Source organism: Arthrobacter ruber (assembly GCF_002954225.1).
Lineage (GTDB): Bacteria > Actinomycetota > Actinomycetes > Actinomycetales > Micrococcaceae > Arthrobacter_D > Arthrobacter_D ruber.
Window position 1 is genome coordinate 86,291 of the sequence record NZ_PPTH01000015.1, and the last position, 16,614, is coordinate 102,904.

13 protein-coding genes are annotated in these 16,614 nt (G+C 72.2%); 9 read left to right on the top strand and 4 right to left on the bottom strand.

Translation table 11 applies throughout. From position 1 onward, the window contains the following. Nucleotides 1-2 precede the first annotated feature (2 nt). On the bottom strand, nt 3-779 hold the full coding sequence (locus CI785_RS07055; protein ID WP_105031379.1) for a TIGR03089 family protein: 777 nt from the start codon (nt 777-779) through the stop codon (nt 3-5). A 229-nt stretch (nt 780-1,008) separates the two neighbouring features. On the opposite strand from CI785_RS07055, the gene CI785_RS07060 reads away from it, so the two are divergent. From CI785_RS07060 to CI785_RS07070, 3 genes are read left to right on the top strand one after another with little or no spacing between them, the layout of a single operon-like run. Beyond that, a complete protein-coding gene (locus tag CI785_RS07060; RefSeq protein ID WP_105031380.1) occupies nt 1,009-1,599 on the top strand; it encodes a WhiB family transcriptional regulator in 591 nt (196 codons plus the stop codon). 5 nt (nt 1,600-1,604) lie between these two features. After that, nucleotides 1,605-5,033 (top strand): glycosyltransferase, encoded by a 3,429-nt coding sequence (locus tag CI785_RS07065; RefSeq protein ID WP_105031640.1) that lies wholly within the window; start codon nt 1,605-1,607, stop codon nt 5,031-5,033. Continuing rightward, the gene (locus tag CI785_RS07070) at nt 5,033-6,796 is read left to right on the top strand and encodes a DUF5719 family protein (protein WP_240615084.1); all 1,764 of its coding nucleotides are present in this window, start codon (nt 5,033-5,035) and stop codon (nt 6,794-6,796) included. The genes CI785_RS07065 and CI785_RS07070 overlap by 1 nt, the downstream gene beginning before the upstream one ends. Before the next feature lie 115 nt (nt 6,797-6,911). Here CI785_RS07070 and CI785_RS07075 read toward each other — a convergent pair whose 3' ends face one another. After that, a complete protein-coding gene (locus CI785_RS07075; RefSeq protein WP_105031381.1) occupies nt 6,912-7,406 on the bottom strand; it encodes a metallopeptidase family protein in 495 nt (164 codons plus the stop codon). 121 nt (nt 7,407-7,527) lie between these two features. Here CI785_RS07075 and CI785_RS07080 point away from each other — a divergent pair, with 121 nt between their 5' ends. The 4 genes from CI785_RS07080 to CI785_RS07095 all read left to right on the top strand — a co-directional run bounded on the left by CI785_RS07080 (nt 7,528) and on the right by CI785_RS07095 (nt 11,216). Next, nucleotides 7,528-7,914 carry a DUF3499 domain-containing protein gene (locus CI785_RS07080; RefSeq protein WP_105031642.1) on the top strand — a complete coding sequence of 129 codons (387 nt, stop codon included), beginning with the start codon at nt 7,528-7,530 and terminating at the stop codon, nt 7,912-7,914. A 107-nt stretch (nt 7,915-8,021) separates the two neighbouring features. Then, nucleotides 8,022-8,216 (top strand): Trm112 family protein, encoded by a 195-nt coding sequence (locus CI785_RS07085; RefSeq protein ID WP_105031643.1) that lies wholly within the window; start codon nt 8,022-8,024, stop codon nt 8,214-8,216. 53 nt (nt 8,217-8,269) lie between these two features. Further along, a complete protein-coding gene (gene ahcY, locus CI785_RS07090) occupies nt 8,270-9,769 on the top strand; it encodes an adenosylhomocysteinase (RefSeq protein ID WP_105031644.1) in 1,500 nt (499 codons plus the stop codon). Nucleotides 9,770-9,923: 154 nt separating this feature from the next. Next, a complete protein-coding gene (locus CI785_RS07095; protein ID WP_240615056.1) occupies nt 9,924-11,216 on the top strand; it encodes a L,D-transpeptidase in 1,293 nt (430 codons plus the stop codon). 38 nt (nt 11,217-11,254) lie between these two features. Here the strand turns inward: CI785_RS07095 and CI785_RS07100 are convergent, their stop codons facing one another. Then, nucleotides 11,255-12,055 (bottom strand): RDD family protein, encoded by an 801-nt coding sequence (locus CI785_RS07100; protein ID WP_105031382.1) that lies wholly within the window; start codon nt 12,053-12,055, stop codon nt 11,255-11,257. Nucleotides 12,056-12,177: 122 nt separating this feature from the next. Here CI785_RS07100 and CI785_RS07105 point away from each other — a divergent pair, with 122 nt between their 5' ends. Both CI785_RS07105 and CI785_RS07110 read left to right on the top strand, forming a co-directional pair. After that, a complete protein-coding gene (locus CI785_RS07105) occupies nt 12,178-13,173 on the top strand; it encodes a stage II sporulation protein M (RefSeq protein WP_205753579.1) in 996 nt (331 codons plus the stop codon). A gap of 126 nt (nt 13,174-13,299) precedes the next feature. Next, nucleotides 13,300-14,769: a TIGR01906 family membrane protein gene (locus tag CI785_RS07110; protein ID WP_240615057.1), complete on the top strand. Its 1,470-nt coding sequence runs from the start codon at nt 13,300-13,302 to the stop codon at nt 14,767-14,769. Between the two features lie 5 nt (nt 14,770-14,774). Here the strand turns inward: CI785_RS07110 and CI785_RS07115 are convergent, their stop codons facing one another. Then, nucleotides 14,775-16,613, bottom strand: coding sequence for an AMP-dependent synthetase/ligase (locus CI785_RS07115; RefSeq protein WP_105031384.1), 1,839 nt, complete (start codon nt 16,611-16,613; stop codon nt 14,775-14,777). Between the last annotated feature and the right edge of the window lies 1 nt (nt 16,614).

A 16,614-nucleotide genomic window follows, 5' to 3' on the forward strand; every position in this document is an offset into this window, starting at 1 on the left:
GGTCAGGTAGCCCCCAGCCGCCCGGTGACGCGCTCGCCGGCCAGCATGCGGTCGGTGACCGGGACTCCGTTCTCGACGAGGACCAGCACGCCGCCGGAATCCCAGACGGCCAGCGCCGCAGCCAGGGCGCGCCCGAGCGATGCGCCGGGCTCCAGCAGCAGGGTCAGCCCGTCCTGGCCGCCGACGGCGGTCGCCGTCGCGTCCGAGGCGCTGGCCACGGGTCCCGTCCCGGTCGGCAGCGCGATGGAGGCCAGCAGGTCCTGGGCCGTCAGCGTCCGGCCCCCGGCGAGCACGAGGGCTGCGCCGACGTCGTCGCGCGGTTGCCCGAGGTAGACGTCACCGTGCGAGCGCACCTCGGCGGCGAAGTCCACGGCGCCCTGCGGCAAGGGACCGTCCCAGCGCAGCGCCAGCGAACCGAGCGCCACACAGGCGAGCAGGCGCGGGGGCTCGACGGCGCCGGCCGCGCGCGACGACAGGACGATATCGGTGTCGGTGTCGGTGTCGGTGTCGGTGTCGGGGAGGACCACGAGCGCACCCACCTGCCAGCACGCGAACGCGAGCGCCAGGGACTTCCAGTGGACCGGCAGGTCGAAGGACACGAGACTGCCGTCGGTGGCGTCGAGTTCGTCGACGAGGAGGTTGGAGCTCTTGGCCACCCAGTTGTCGAAGACGCGGCCGGACAGTTCGATCCGGCCGTCCCCTCCGTGCCAGACGAGGCGGGGGGAGGACGGGCTGACCGACCTCATCCCGGTAAGGATGCCGGCAGGTGTCTGTGGCATGATGGGCCTCTTCCGCTCGATGAAGGACTACTTGGACGCGCCGACGAAGACAGGTAGTACGATCGGCGTGGCGGCCGTGATTCAGCGCTAGCGAATCTATATCATCCCCTCCGCCACTTGACGAAAATCGACTTACACCCGTGTAATTAGTCATCGGATTGGTTCCGGCAGCGGGGCGCGAGCGTCGACCCCTGCTGATGTTGGAACAGAAACACCGGAAGGGCTATCCATGGGGCAGGCTGAACGCACTCACGCACGACCAGATATCGCAGCGCAGGCATCCGCCCGCTACGGCTCGAGGGGCGTTCCTGCCGACTGGTTCCTCGACCCGGCGGATCCGCTGGCAGGGGAGCGGTACCGCGAGGGAATGCGGTCCCCCCTCGAGGACCAGGCCACGGCCTTCCTGGCAGCCCACGAGGCGCTCGCTGCCCTTCCCGACATGGACGAGGGCCCCAGCAGCCTGTTCGTGCTCCCCTCCGGGAACCCCGGGTCCTACAGCATCCTGCCCGGCGTGCGCGAGGACGTGCGTCCGCCGGCTCCCACCACGCAGCCCGGCTGGACAGGTCTGCCCATCGCTCCCGGGAACGTGGACGACGACGGCGAACTGTCGTGGCAGGCCGACGCCCTGTGTGCCCAGACCGACCCCGAGGCCTTCTTCCCCGAGAAGGGCGGCTCCACCCGCGACGCGAAGAAGGTCTGCGGTGCGTGCATGGTGAAGTCCGAGTGCCTCGAGTACGCGCTGGAGAACGACGAGCGCTTCGGCATCTGGGGCGGGCTCTCCGAGCGCGAGCGGCGCAGATTGCGGAAGCGAGCAGTCTGATTCGACTGCCGCTCCGCGTCACCGCCGTTGTCGTAGCCCACAACGGCGCCGCGTATCTTCCGGAGACCCTGGAAGCGCTGCAACGCCAGACCCGCCGGGCTGACTTCTGCGTCGGCGTCGACACCGGTTCCACGGACTCCTCGGCGTCCGTCCTGCAGTTGCAGCTGCCCACCGGAAGTCCCGTGGTGGGCGCGCCGCCGCGAGCAGGCTTCGGTGCAGCGGTCCGCACCGCCGTCGCGGAGATCCCCGACCGTGGCGCCGGCGGGGACGCCCATGACTGGCTGTGGTTCCTCCACGACGACTCCGCGCCCGAACCCGGGGCGCTCGCCGAACTCCTGCTCGCCGTCGAACGCGCGCCCTCCGTGACCGTCGCCGGCGCCAAGCAGGTCGCCTGGGACGACCGCCGCGAGCTGGTGGATGTGGGACTGTCCATCAGCAGGTGGGCTGAGCGGCTCACGCTCATCGACGTGGACGAGCACGACCAGGGCCAGTACGACGCCCGCAGCGACGTCTTCGCCGTCAACTCCGCCGGCATGCTCGTGCGCCGCGACGCCTGGGACGCCCTGGATGGCTTCGACCCCGCCTTCCACGGCGTCGGCGACGACGTCGACCTGTGCTGGCGCAACCGCCTCGCCGGGAACCGGGTGGTCGTGGTGCCGCGCGCCGTGATGTGCCACGCCACCGCGCGGCCCCACCCCGTCTCCACCCCGCATGCCGCCCGCGCGGCCGAGGTGTACCTCCGGCTCAAGCACGCAGCGCCCTGGAACGTCCCCCTGCTCGCCGTCGGGGCCGTGCTGGGAGGACTGGCACGGCTCCTGCTCGGCCTCCTGGCCAAGGACCCGGGCCACGGCACCGGGCAGCTCCTGGGCAGCCTCGCCGGGGTGTCCCGGCCGCTGCAGCTGCTGCGCTCGAGGCGCTCCGCCGCCCGGAGCCGGCAGCGCCCGCGCTCCATCGTCCGCCCACTGATCACGTCCCGGCGGGAGGTCCGGTCGCACCGCAGGTCGGTCGTGGATGCGTTCACCTCTCGCGGTGCCGCGGCGGGCGCCGACGGGGTGCAGGGCGCGGAGGAGTACGTCCCGTCGGGTGACAGCAACGACGACTTCGTGGCCCTCGCCACGCCCGCCCGCCTGTGGGTCGGGGCGGGTGCGCTCCTGGCCGTCGTCGTGCTCCTCACCGCGGCCCTCACGGGTCTGCACCGGCTCATCGGGGCCGGTGCCCTGGCCGGCGGTGCCCTGCTCCCGGCCGCGGGGACCCCCGCCGCCATTTGGGCCAGTGCGACGACCTGGTGGACGGGCCTCGGCACCGGAGTCGCGGCTCACGGCTCACCGTTCTCCTACGTCCTGTGGCTCCTGTCCCTGCTCGGGCTGGGGTCCGCGAACACCATGATCGTCGTCGTGGTCGTCTGCGCACTGCCGCTCGCGGGGTTGTCCGCCTGGATCGCGGCCGGGGCGCTGACCCGCTCACGCGGCCTGCGCCTCTGGGCGGCGTTCTTCTGGGGAGCGGCACCCGCCCTCCAGGTGGCACTGGGCAGCGGTCGTCTCGGTGCACTGCTCGCCCACATCCTCCTGCCCCTGGCCCTGCTCGGGATCATCCGGGCGGTCGGCGCCGGCCTCCCGTCGCGTGCCCTGCCGGAGGGGATCGTCGTCCCCGGCGTCGACGGGACGCGCAGCTGGACCGCGGGTGCCTCCGCGGGACTGGTCCTCGCGGTCGTCGCTGCGGGCGCGCCCTCCCTGCTCCCGGTGATCGTGATGAGCCTGGTGTTCGCGCTCATCGTGGGCCGACGCCGGGCGCGCACGCTGTGGTGGGCGCTCGTGCCCGTGCTGGCGCTCCACCTGCCGTACACGGTGTCCGCGGTACGCTCCCCGCGGGGGATCCTCGGCGACCCCGGCGTGCCGGTGCCCTTCGACCCGGCCGCCCCCTGGCAGCAGCTCCTCGGATTCCCGGTGTCCTTCGACCCGATGCTGCCGCCCGCCGCCGCAGGATTCCTGGGTGTCGGGCCCTGGTCGCTCGCCGTCGCCGTGCTCGTGGGCGGACCCGTCCTCCTGCTCGCCGCCGCCGCCCTGTTCCGGCCGCGCAGGAGCGGCTCGGCCGCACGCCGGTTCTGGCTGTGCGCCGTCCTGGCGCTCGCCCTCGCAGCCGCGGCGCCTGCCTTCCCGGTCGCGGTGGGTGCCGCCTCGCTCATCGGGGTGTTCCCGGGGCCGCTGGTCTCCGTCGTCTCCCTCTGCCTCCTCGCTGCCGCGCTGTCGGGACTGCCCGGACGGCCCGAGGGGTCCGCACCGACCGCTCCTGCGCGGACCGGACGCCGCGCCCTCCGCCTCGCAGGCGGGGTGGTCCTCGCCGTCGGCCCGCTGCTCGCCCTCGCCCTGTGGCTGGCTCCCGAGATCACGGGCCCGCCCGCAGTGGTCGCCGAGCCCGTGGTCATCCCGGGCAGCCCGGCCGAGGTGGCCCCTGACGCCGAACCCGGCACCAACGACTTCGGGACAGCCGTAGGCATCGGTCCCGTGCCCGAACGCCCGCTGCCCGCCACCGCCGCAGACCGTGGGACCGGCCCCGACCGCACCCGCACGCTGGTCATCACGGTCGACGACGACGACACCGTGACGGCGTCCCTCATGCGCGGATCCGGTACCACCCTGGATGCGCTCAACCCCGTCTACACCGCACGCGCGCTGCAGGGTGGTGACCCGGTGCTCGCCGACGACACCGAGTCGGCGCGGATCCTCCGCACCACGGTCGCGGTGATCGTCGGCGCCACAGGAGCGGATCCGCGCGGCGACCTGCGCGATCTCGGCGTGGGGTTCGTCGTGCTGCAGCAGTCAGCATCGGCGGGCGACTTCCTCAGCGGTCGGATCGGTTCCGTACCGGGCCTGACCGCCGTGGGTGATACCGATGCCGGGCGCCTGTGGCGCGTCGCCCCCGCCACCCTCCAGGACGGGACGGAGGACACCGGAGACCGCACCGCCCGCGTGCGGGTGGTCGACGCCGACGGCCGCACCGAGGCGTCCGTCCCCTCCTCGGCGATCGCCGCGGAGGGGACCGTCCCCGCCGGAGCGGACGGCAGGACCCTCGTGCTCGCCGAGGAAGCGGACGCCGGCTGGCGTGCCACCCTCGACGGCGAGGAACTCGAGGCCGTCTCGGACGGGTGGCAGCAGGCCTTCGCCCTCCCTGCGGCGGGCGGCACCGTGACGGTGTCCTACGTCAGTCCGTACCAGCCCTGGGCCGAGGCCGTCCAGGGCGTCCTCCTCGCGATGACGGTCCTCCTGGCGATCCCCCTCCCGTCCCGCCCGCGGATCGTCCAGCCCGAGCGCGGGCGCCGGCCGCACCGGGAGCGTCCCACACCGTCCGCCGCCACTGCAGCGGCGGGCCCGGACGACGGCGTCGGGGCCCTCGTGGAGGAACCGCAGCCCGTGACCAGTGGAAGCAGCTCGATGTGATGTGGGGACGCAAGCGGGAGACCGGGCAGCAGAACGAGCAGGGTGTGTCCTCGGAGGCCGCCGTCCTCCCGGGACTGGACGCCGCGCCGTCGAGGGCCGAGGAGGTGGCGGTAGCCGCTCGCGCCGTGGCCCGTGACAGGGCCGCGACCAGCGGCGCCCGCCGTCGCGCGCGCGTCGGGACCGCCGCCGGTGTCGCGGCCGGCGTGGTCCTCCTCGCGGCGACGGCGGGCGTCGCCTCCGGAACCGTGACGGATGCGCTCGTCGGGCTCCCCGCCACCGACGTCCGGGTTCCGGCGGCCGCCGTGCCGGCCGGCGACTACACCGCGGTGTGCCCCGCACCGCCCCGCCTGCTCGAGGCAGCCGGCGACGGCGCCGATCCGCAGTTCGGTCCGGCGTCGTCGACGGCGAAGACCACGGTCGCCGCACTCGTCCTGAGCGACCTCAGCGCCACCCTGACCGGGAGCGGACTGCTGCCCGTCGGCGGGGGCGCGCCGCTGGCCTCCATCAGGGACTTCGTCCCCGAGGCGTCGCTCGGCGCGGACGCGCCGGCCAGCAGCGGTGAGGACGGGCTGACCAGCCGGATGGCAGGAGTGGCGCGGAACGTCTCCGTCGATGCCCCCTCGTTGTTCCGCGCACAGCCCCAGGGCGGCCTCACCCCGGTAGCGGCCGCGACCTCCACGTACACCGCCTCCGACGGCGACCTGCGGGGGCTCGCCGCGACGGGCTGCCAGGTGCCCTCGAGCGACTTCTGGCTGCTGGGGGCGGCGACCACCGTGGGCCGGTCCTCGATCCTCACCCTGACCAATCCCACCGGCACGCCCGCCACGGTGACGCTCGAGCTCTACGGACCGGAAGGACGTATCGAGCGCGCCGGTGTGCGGGGCCAGCTCGTGGCGCCCGGCGGGACCCGGCAGATCGTCCTCGGTGGTCTCGCCGGCGACCTGGACCGGGTGGCCGTCCGTGTCCGCAGCGACGGCGGGCGGGTGACGGGCGTCATCCAGCAGAGCGTACTGCGCGGCCTGACGCCGGGTGGCGTCGAGTTCCTGTCGCCCAGCGCGGCGGCAGGCGTCACGCAGGTGGTGCCCGGCGTCGTCGTGCAGGACGCCGCGACGGCACAGCGTATCCGCGAGCAGGAGGGCTACGGTACCGCGGCCCCCGAACTGCAGGTGCTCGTCCCCGGATCGAGCGACGCCGTGCTGGACATCAAGGTCTACGGACCCGACGGCGAGGTCGAGCTGCCCGGCGGGGGAGTCGGGACCGCGGCGGCCGGGGCCGTCACGGCCTTCCCGCTCACCTCCCTGCCGGAGGGCGGCTACACGATCGCCGTGACCTCGGACGTCTCCGTGGTGGCGGCCGCGCGCGTCACGCGCGGGATCGACGACGGCGAGCCGGTGGACTTCGCCGGGGCTCCCTCCGCCGTCCGCCTGGGCACCGACCACGCCGTGGCCCTGGCCGAGGGCGTGGACGTGTCGCTGGTGCTGGGCGCGCCGAGCGGCAGGGGAGAGGTGACCCTGACCCCCGTCGCCGCGGACGGGACGCTCGGCGCCCCCGTGGTGATCGGCATCGCCGGCGGTACCTCGGTCTCCGTGCCGGCTTCCTCCCTCGGCAGTTCGCCGGCGGGCGTCGTCATCAACGCGACCGGCGATCCCGTCCACGGCGCACAGGTCATGACGCTTCCGGGGGAGGTCGCTGGCATCTCGGTGGCGGGCGTCCCGGCCGGCGCCACCGGTCCGCAGACCATCCCGGTGGAACTCGGCTACTAGCCGGCCCCGCCGTTCCGGGACGGCCCTGCGTCGGCAGTGACGTGACATGACGTGTCGGGCCGCGGTGCTCGGGCCCGGGGACTCTCCGCGCGCTGCGGGCGCGCCGAGCTCGGGATCAGGCCTGGGAGCGGCCGTAGGCGGGATCCACCACCTCGGGTGCGAGGCCCATGATCTCCGCGGTCTGTTCGACGACGACGTCGTGCACGAGCTCGTTGACCGGCAGGACGGACCGGGCCGCCATGAGGACAGGATGGCGGTAGATGGTGATGACGGCGGGTTTGCCGGGCGCGGCCGGGGAGCTGGAGCCGAGGAGTCCGCGGAGCGTCTCGGACGTCATGTCCTCGAGGCCGTCGGGGATCTCCTGCACCACGATCTGCAGGTCCTGGATGCGCTCGCCCCACAGGCGTTCGAGCCGCTGCGCGGACTCCATCACCCAGTCGTCGAACTGCTCGGACCTGGACCGGGAGCCCGGCAGGTGCCCGGGAAGCAGCTCGCCGCGCATGCCCCGTCCCCGGCGGTTGCGTCGCCGTTCGTAGAACGACCGTGCCGGGCTACCCTCCGCTGACGTGGGATCGGTCAGCCTGACCGAGAAGGTGGAAGCATCCTGCATGTAAAGACTCTAAGCCTTGTGCCCTGCTGCCGCACTCCCGGAAGGGGCGGGGAGGATGCGCCGGGCGCCGCGTGCGCGTCCTGCGGGACGGGGGAGCCGAAGGCCGGTAGGCTTGCCGATCGTGGGATCACTCCGTCAATGCTCCAGATCCGCCTGCCAGCGGCCGGCGGTGGCCACCCTCACCTATGTCTACGCGGACTCGACGGCTGTCCTCGGCCCGCTCGCGACCTACGCCGAACCCCACACCTACGACCTGTGCGCCGTGCACGCCGAACGGCTGACGGTGCCCCGCGGCTGGGAAGTGGTCCGTCTGACGCTGCCCGACGCAGCACCGGAGCACAATTCGGACGACCTCCTGGCGCTGGCCGACGCCGTGCGGGAAGCGGCAGCGGAACCGTCGACGGAGCAGCCCGCCGTGGCCAGGCGTGGCAGCAAGGCGCCCATGGAGCCTCCGGCCGGCGTCCCGGGTGCGCGGCGAGGGCACCTGCGGATCCTGCCCGAGCCCTGACCCCGCAGTACCCCGCACGAGGACGGGCGTGACGTCGGGCCGGCGAGCCTCCCCGCGCTAGACTTGGAGGCGGAATCACCGTCCCTCTCAGCGCGAAAGCCTCCCCCATGGCGAACCTCCCCGCACAGCTGCTCGATGTCCTGCGTTGTCCCGTCACGGGGTCGAAGCTCGTCCAGGACGGCGCCGTCCTGCGGTCGTCGGCCCCCGGACCCGACGGCCGGCCCCTGACCTACGGTCTCGACGAGGGCATCCCGGTGCTCCTGCGCGCCGAAGTCCTCGACGGTGCCGCTCCCACCCCCTGAAGGCCGGGCGCCCCGTATCTCCCCGAAGCCTACGAACCACAGCTAGGACCATCATCATGTTCGACCACAAAGTCGCCGACCTCTCCCTCGCGGAGGCAGGACGCCACCAGATCCGCCTCGCGGAGCACGAGATGCCAGGGCTCATGGCCCTGCGCCGCGAGTACGCCGATGCCCAGCCCCTCGCCGGTGCCCGCATCGCCGGGTCGCTCCACATGACGGTGCAGACGGCCGTCCTCATCGAGACGCTCACCGCGCTCGGTGCCGAGGTCCGCTGGGCCTCCTGCAACATCTTCTCCACCCAGGACGAGGCAGCGGCCGCCGTCGTCGTGGGTAACGGTACCGTCGAGGAGCCCGCGGGCGTACCCGTCTTCGCCTGGAAGAACGAGTCGCTCGAGGACTACTGGTGGACCGCCACGCAGATCCTGACGTGGCCCGGCCAGGCCGAGGGCCTCGGCCCCAACATGATCCTCGACGACGGCGGCGACGCCACGATGCTCGTGCACAAGGGCGCGGAGTTCGAGGCGCTCGGAGCGGTGCCGGCCGACCCGCAGGAGGGCGACGCCGACTACTCCCACGAGTACACGGTGTTCCTCGACACCCTGCGGTCCACGATCGGGTCCGAGCCGCAGAAGTGGACGACCATCGCGGCCGGCATCAAGGGTGTCACCGAGGAGACGACGACGGGCGTGCACCGCCTGTACCAGCTCGCCGCCCAGGGCAAGCTCCTGTTCCCGGCGATCAACGTCAACGACTCCGTCACGAAGTCCAAGTTCGACAACAAGTACGGCATCCGGCATTCCCTGCCCGACGGACTGAACCGGGCCACGGACGTCCTCATCGGCGGCAAGGTGGCGGTCGTGTGCGGCTACGGCGACGTCGGCAAGGGCGCGGCCGAGGCGCTGCGCGGCCAGGGCGCCCGCGTGATCGTCACCGAGATCGACCCCATCTGCGCGCTGCAGGCCGCCATGGACGGCTACCAGGTGGCCAAGCTCGAGACGGTGCTCGCCCAGGGCGACATCTTCATCACCACCACCGGCAACAAGGACGTCATCATGGCCCGCCACATGGCGGGCATGAAGCACCAGGCGATCGTCGGGAACATCGGCCACTTCGACAACGAGATCGACATCGCGGGCCTCGCCCGCATCCCCGGCGTCGAGAAGATCGAGATCAAGCCGCAGGTCCACGAGTGGGTCATCCCTGCCGCCGAGGCCGACGGCGTGGAGCAGCACTCGATCATCATGCTCTCCGAGGGCCGCCTGCTGAACCTCGGCAACGCCACCGGACACCCCTCGTTCGTCATGAGCAACTCCTTCGCGAACCAGACCATCGCGCAGATCGAGCTGTACACGAAGTTCGAGCAGGAGGACGCCGAGGGCAACCGCGAGTACGAGAACGAGGTGTACGTGCTGCCGAAGATGCTCGACGAGAAGGTGGCGCGCCTGCACCTCGACGCCCTCGGTGTGGAACTGACGGAGCTCACCAAGGGCCAGGCCGAGTACCTCGACATCGACGTCGCCGGTCCGTACAAGTCCGAGCAGTACCGCTACTAGGCGCAACCGGGCCCCGGTTTCCCGGCCGCTGCAGGTACCCCGCAGGGGTGCCGGCAGTGGCCGGATCGTTGTAGGACATCATCCGCCGCCTGCACCATTGGATCGGCCCCGTCGCGTACCATCGCACAGAAGCAGTCACATGAGGGGTGGAGACATGCGCATGAAGCAGGAGTCGGGCAGGGCCGCGGCGCACCGGAAGGGCTGGAAGATCGCGGCCATCGGGAGCGCGGCCGTCGTCGTGATCGGTGGAGGCGTGGGGATCGCCACGGCATCGCCCTGGGACGACGCGGCATCATCCGCGCCGTCGCCCAGCCAGTCGCCCGCCCCCTCGACCGCCGAGCCGGACCCCCGGGCGAGCGCGGACGCGACAGCGACGCAGCCTCCTCCCGCCGACGTGGCCGTGGGCGTCACCCCCACGGATCGGGCCTATGCCGTCAACCCGGCCACCGTCGCGGCCGTCAGGGTGGAGGGTGCCACGCTGGACGCCGTCGAGCTCGCTCCGAGCGCGGGCGGCACGCCGGTCGAGGGCACCATCTCGGCCGACGGCACCACCTGGACCGCCAGCGACCGCCTCGCCTTCGACACCGAGTACACCTTCTCCTACACCGTGCTCGACTCCGCGGGCCAGGCGCAGCGCAAGACCTCGACCTTCACGACCGTCCAGCCCGCGAACGAGGCCGACGCCTCCATGTTCCCGCTCGACGGCAGCACCGTGGGCACGGGCCAGCCGCTCGAGTTCAGGTTCAGCGAACCCGTCACCAACCGGGACGCGGTGGAGGAGGCCATCACCGTCACCAGCACCAGCGGCCAGCCCGGCGCCTTCTACTGGCTGTCCGAGACGAAGGTCCGCTACCGTCCCGAGACGTTCTGGGCCCCGAACAGCACCATCACGGTCGACGCCAACCTGTTCGGCGTCGATTTCGGCAACGGCATGATCGGCAACGCCGACCGGACGATGACCGTGAAGACGCACAACACGCGCCTCGCCGTCGTCGACAATGCGACCAAGACCATGAACGTCTACCTGGACGGCAGGCTGGACAGGACGTTCCCCGTCACCCTCGGCACCGAGGACTGGCCCTCCACCGAGGGGTACATGGTGGTCATGGAGCACTACGAGACCACCCGGTTCACTGCGGAGTCCATCGGGCTCGAGCCCGGCGATCCCGCGTACTACCCGCCGACGGTCGTGAACCACGCGAGCCGGCTCAGCAACGGCGGCGCGTTCGTCCACGAGGCGCTGCCGGCGGCGCAGGAGGCGCTCGGCTCCTTCAATGTCTCGCACGGCTGCATTGGCATGTCGCCCGAGGGGGCGGAGTACTTCTACAACACCTTCGGCCCCGGCGACGTGGTGCAGATCCTCAACACGGACTACGGGCCCATGTACGTCTGGGACGGGTTCGGCGACTGGAACGTGCCCTGGACCGAGTGGGTCAACCAGCCGTAGGGCGGCCCCCGCGCCTCCTCGCAGGAAGGCTCCGCACGCTAGCCGAAGGGCAGCGTGTGGAGCCTTCTCGCTGTGGCCTCCGTGCGCCCGCGCTGCCGCATCATGGCCGCGTAGTCACGCTCGCGGCGCGCCGCCATCACGGCGTGGAGGAACTCCTCGGGGTGGGTGTCCAGGGGCGGCGGAGGGGAGACGTGGTGGCTCGCCTCGGCGGCCAGATCCAGGGACAGCTCACGCCGCGCCTGCGGCGTGAGCCTCGGAGCCTGTGCGAGGAACTGCGACATCCTGCGCGCCAGGGCGTCGGGCAGGCGGCCGATGTCCGCCGTCTCCGACCACTGCTGCAGGCGCGGGGGCATGACGGCGAGCGCCCGTGGCCTGGCGACCACGCGCTCCCGCATGGCGTACGTCCCGGCGAGCAGGTCCCCGAGGCGCTTGGACCGCTCGTTGAACAGGGACACGAGGAAGGCGAGCGAGCCGAGGAGCATGTAGATCTCGAGGACCGCGAGCATGCCGCGGATGAAGGCGTGCCGGAAGCGGATCGCGCCGCCGTCGTCGCGCACGATCCGCAGCCCCATGACCAGTCGTCCGAGGGACTTCCCGCGCGTGAGGGTCTCCACGGTCACGGGCACGACGACGAAGAGCAGAACGACGAGGACGAGCAGGAGCGCGCCGGTGAGCGCCGGGTCCAGCACTCCGCCGAAGACGTTCCCGACGAGCAGGATCAGCAGCACCCCGAGGACGATCTGTGCGACGACGTCGATGATGATGCTCAGCCCGCGCGCGGCGAAGCCGGCCGGCTTGAGCTCGAGGACGACTGCCTCGCCGGTGACGACCGAACTCATGTGCTCCCCCTGGGTCTGCTGGTGCGCTGGGGCCAGCCTATCGCCGCGACGTCACCCGGGTGATCCGGGTGCGGGGCCGCGCCGGGCGGCCCGCCGCCGGGACGGGACTATAGGGTTGGCGCATGGATGTGGACGCCTTTATCGCAGTGCACCGCAGCGACTGGCAACGGCTGGACGAACTCGTGGCCCGGCGCAGGCTCGACGGCGCGCAGGCGGACGAGCTGCTGGTTCTGTACCAGCGCGTGTCGACGCACCTGTCCATCATCCGCTCGGTCGATCCCGAGAGCGCCCTGTCGGGGGCGCTGTCCACACGGCTGTCCCGCGCCCGCACACGCTTCACGGGGGCGAGGTCCAACGTCCTGGAGGACGTGGCGCAGTTCTTCGTGTTCTCCCTGCCCGCCGCCTTCTACCGGGTCCGCCTGCTCACTGTGGTGGTCGGTGTGCTCTTCCTCGCCGTGGCGACGCTCTACGGATTCTGGGTGGTCCAGACCCCCGGCGTCCTCGGGGCACTCGGCACGGACGAGGATCTCCGCCGCTACGTGGAGGAGGACTTCATCGACTACTACTCGGAGAATCCTGCGGCGTCCTTCGCCGGGCTGGTGTGGACGAACAACGCCTGGATCGCGCTGCAGGCCGTCGCCTTCGGGATCACCGGTGTCTGGCCGGCGATGATCCTCTACCAGAACGCACAGGGCGTCGGCATGGCTGCCGGGATGATGGCGTCCTACGACCGCCTCGACGTCTTCTTCGTCTACATCCTGCCGCACGGCTTCATGGAACTCACGGCGATCTTCATCGCCACTGCTGCGGGGCTCCGTCTCTTCTGGGCGTGGGTGGCGCCGGGACGCCGGCTGCGGTCGGTGGCCCTCGCCGAGGAGGGGCGGTCCCTCATCACGGTCGCACTCGGGCTGGTGCTGGTGCTGCTCGTCTCGGGCCTCGTCGAGGGCTTCGTGACGCCGAGCGGACTACCGCCATGGCTCCGGCTGACCATCGGATTCCTGGTCTTCGCGGCGTACTGGGCGTACACCCTGATCCTCGGCCGGCGCGCGTTCGCAGCCGGGCATCGGGGGGACCTGAGCGTCGTCGACCGGGGGGACGCCGCCGTCGCCACCGCCTGAGGTCCGCCGGCGCGCGGGCATCGCCGGTGTGCCCGGGGGTGTCTGCCCCGGGGGCGTGGGTCCGCCCGGTACTGTCGAATGACGCCGGGATCAGCGCCGGCGGGCATCGATCGAGGAGACAACGCAGTGGCAGAGACCGACAGCACCCGTCCATCCGTTCCGGGCGCACGTTCGCAGGACGAGCCCGGAAGCCCTGCCGGTGCGGCGGGTGCGTCCGCCGCCGGGTCCGCTGCCGGTTCGTCTGCCGGGGTGAGCCGCGACGACGGCTCCGTCCCCGGGATCGCCCAGCGCCACGACCTCCCCCGGCGGAAGGCGGGAACCCTGCCCGACCTCTCGCGCATCGGTACCGACGACCCGGAGGAACCCGCCGACAGGGCTGACGACCGTGCCTACACGGCCGGTGACGATGTTCGCCCGAACGACGACGGCGGCCATTCCAGCCCGATGGACGACGGCGACAGGTCCGGAGGGGCTCCGACCCGCATGCTGCCCGTGACGGGCGGGGCCACGGCAGTCGGGGCCACCTCTGCCGGCAGCACTGCTTCCGGTGCGCCCGCTTCCGAGGCCACCGCGCACGGCACTGCCGAGGACCCTGAGGCGGAGGCGTCCGCCGGCGGGACGGACCAGCACGGGGTGACGGAGGATCCCGCCCGCGACGAGCACCCGCACGGTGCACCCGCGGACGAGGCGAACGAGGGTCGCACCGGGGAGGTGACCGCATCCCCCGTCGCAGCCCTCCCTACGAGCGGCAGCCATGCGGGGTCGTCGCGCGTGGACGAACCGTCCACCGACACGGCGGCGCTCTCGGTGCGTCCCCCGGACAAGGACGTCGCGCGCCGCGCCGCGGTGCGTGACCAGGCCGTCGCCGCGAAGCCCGTCCTGCCGCGCTTCCTGCAGGTCGTCGTCGCCCTGTTCTTCCCCGTCATCGTGGTGGCGGCGGCCGTCCGTGCCGTCGCGACGTCGTCGTTCCTCTGGCTCGAGTACCACCGGCCGGGCTTCCCGGCGGACCGGTTCGGCTTCTCGCTCGACGACCGCATGACCTACGGATCCTACGCCCTCGACTACGTGCTGAACTTCGCGCCGCCGCGCTACCTGGGCGGCCTGGTCACGCCCGAGGGGGAGCCCCTGTTCCTCGAGTCCGAGGTGGGGCACATGGCGGACGTGAAGGGCGTGCTCGGGCTGTCCTTCTTCATCGCGCTGGTGCTGTTCGTGCTGTCGGTGCTCGCGTGCGTCTACCTCGCCCGGCGGTACAAGGGCAGCATCAGGCGGGCGCTGTTCGCCGGTGCGGTCCTGACGCTGGTGGGCATCGTCGCCCTGACCGTCCTCGCGGTGCTCGCATGGCAGACCTTCTTCACGCAGGTGCATGCGCTGTTCTTCGCCGACGGCACCTGGACCTTCCGGGCGGACGACACGCTGATCCGCCTGTTCCCGGAGCAGTTCTGGACGGACTCCGCCATCACCGTCGCGGTGCTCGTGCTCGCGGCGACCGTGCTCACGCTCATCCTCACCTGGCCCACCAGGGTCCGGCGCGAGCGGTCGATGCTGGCCCAGGACGCCGCCCAGGCGCGGTACCGCGAGGCGCTCGACGCCTCCTAGCGGCCCTACCGCCCCGCGCCGTACAGCTCGCCCAGCGCGTCCTCGTGGTCCGCGACGACGGCGGCCCGCTTCAGCTTCAGGGTAGGCGTCAGGTGCCCGGACTCGACCGTGAACTCGACGTCCAGCACCGTGAACCGCCGGATCTGCTCGGCCTGCGAGACGGTCGCGTTCGCGGCGTCGACCGCGGCCTGCAGTTCGGCCAGGACGTCGGCGTCGCGCGCGGCCTCCGCCGGGGTCAGACCCGGCTTCCCGTACGCTGCGGCCCACGGGCCGAGGGTCTCGCGGTCCAGGCTGATGAGTGCCGCGATGAAGGGCCTGCCCTCGCCGACCACCACGGCCTGCGAGACGAGCACGTTCTCCCGGAGCTTCTCCTCGAGCGGGCCGGGCGCCACGTTCTTGCCGCCGGCGGTGACGAGGATGTCCTTCTTGCGGCCGGTGATGGTCAGGAACCCGTCCTCGTCGAGCGACCCGATGTCACCCGTGCGGAAGTACCCGTCGGCGGTGAAGGCCGCGGCCGTCGCCTCGTCGTTGCGGTGGTAGCCGGCGAAGACCGCCGCCCCCTTCACCTGGACCTCGCCGTCGTCGTCGAGCCTCACGCTCATGCCGGGCATGGGGATGCCCACGGAGCCCACGCGGGTCAGGGACACGGTGTTCACGGTGCAGGGCGCCGTGCTCTCCGTGAGCCCGTAGCCCTCCTGGACGAGGATGCCCGCACCGCGGAAGAAATGGGCCAGGTGCTCACTGAGCGGACTGGCACCGGACACCGTGTACGTGACCTCACCGCCGAACACGCCGCGCAGCCGGGGGTAGACGAGGCGGTCGAAGACGGCGTGCGATGCGCGCAGGACCGGCGTGGGTCCGCGACCGCCCCGTCCCCGGGCGTCGACGGCCTGCGAGTAGGCGACGGCGGTCCGCTCCGCTGCCGCGAACAGGCGCCCCTTGCCGGCCTCGGCGGCCCGCCGCCCCGCCGTCGCGTGGATCTTCTCGAAGATCCGGGGGACGGCGAGGAGGAAGGTCGGCCGGAAGGTCGTGAGGTCCTCGAGCAGCTGCGCCGCGGAGCCGGAGTGCGCCAGCTTGATGCCCCCCGTGAAGCACACCACCTGCACGGCACGCGCCAGGACGTGCGCGAGGGGCAGGAACATGAGCGTGCGGGCGTTCTCCTGCTTCAGGAACTCGGGCAGGAACTCCAGGGTGTTCACCGCGAACAGCGCGAAGTTGCCGTGGGTGATGACGCAGCCCTTCGGCCGGCCCGTGGTGCCCGAGGTGTAGACGATGGACGCGGCGTCGGCGAGGCCGCGGGAGGTCCGCGCCGTCTCCAGCGCACCGTCGGAGACGGCCGCGCCCGAGGCGGAGAGCGACGCGACGGTCGCGGTCCCGTCGACGCCTCCGCCGGTGAGGTGGACCACGGTGGTCGTCCCGGTCCGGCCGGCGCGGGCAGCGGCATCGAGGACGACGTCGGCCTTCCCCTGGTCCTCCACGAAGACGACGGCGGGCTGGGCGTCCTCGAGGATCCAGGCCACCTGATGGGCGGAGGAGGTCTCGTAGATCGGCACGGTCACCGCTCCGGCGAACCAGATGGCGACGTCGGCGAGCGTCCACTCGTAGCGCGTCCTGGACATCACCGCGACGGTGTCGCCCGGCTGCACGCCCTGGGCCACCAGCCCCTTGGCCAGCGATGTCACCTGCCGGAGGAACTCCGCGGCCGGGACGTCCCGCCACCGTCCCTCGGACCGCACCGCGTACAGCGCACGCGCCGGATCGGCGTCATGGGTCTGCAGGAGCAGGTCCGTGGTGTTGCCGGTCGCCGGGAGGCGGACCAGCAGTTCCGTGATGGCTTCGCGCACC

Excerpts from the sequence above, each read along its gene's own strand:
- CI785_RS07070 (WP_240615084.1), top strand. The coding sequence starts at position 5,033 with ATGTGGGGACGCAAGCGGGAGACCGGGCAGCAGAACGAGCAGGGTGTG.
- CI785_RS07095 (WP_240615056.1), top strand. The coding sequence starts at position 9,924 with ATGCGCATGAAGCAGGAGTCGGGCAGGGCCGCGGCGCACCGGAAGGGC.
- CI785_RS07085 (WP_105031643.1), top strand. The coding sequence starts at position 8,022 with ATGGCGAACCTCCCCGCACAGCTGCTCGATGTCCTGCGTTGTCCCGTC.
- CI785_RS07060 (WP_105031380.1), top strand. The coding sequence starts at position 1,009 with ATGGGGCAGGCTGAACGCACTCACGCACGACCAGATATCGCAGCGCAG.
- CI785_RS07105 (WP_205753579.1), top strand. The coding sequence starts at position 12,178 with ATGGATGTGGACGCCTTTATCGCAGTGCACCGCAGCGACTGGCAACGG.
- CI785_RS07100 (WP_105031382.1), bottom strand. The coding sequence starts at position 12,055 with ATGAGTTCGGTCGTCACCGGCGAGGCAGTCGTCCTCGAGCTCAAGCCG.
- CI785_RS07055 (WP_105031379.1), bottom strand. The coding sequence starts at position 779 with ATGCCACAGACACCTGCCGGCATCCTTACCGGGATGAGGTCGGTCAGC.
- CI785_RS07075 (WP_105031381.1), bottom strand. The coding sequence starts at position 7,406 with ATGCAGGATGCTTCCACCTTCTCGGTCAGGCTGACCGATCCCACGTCA.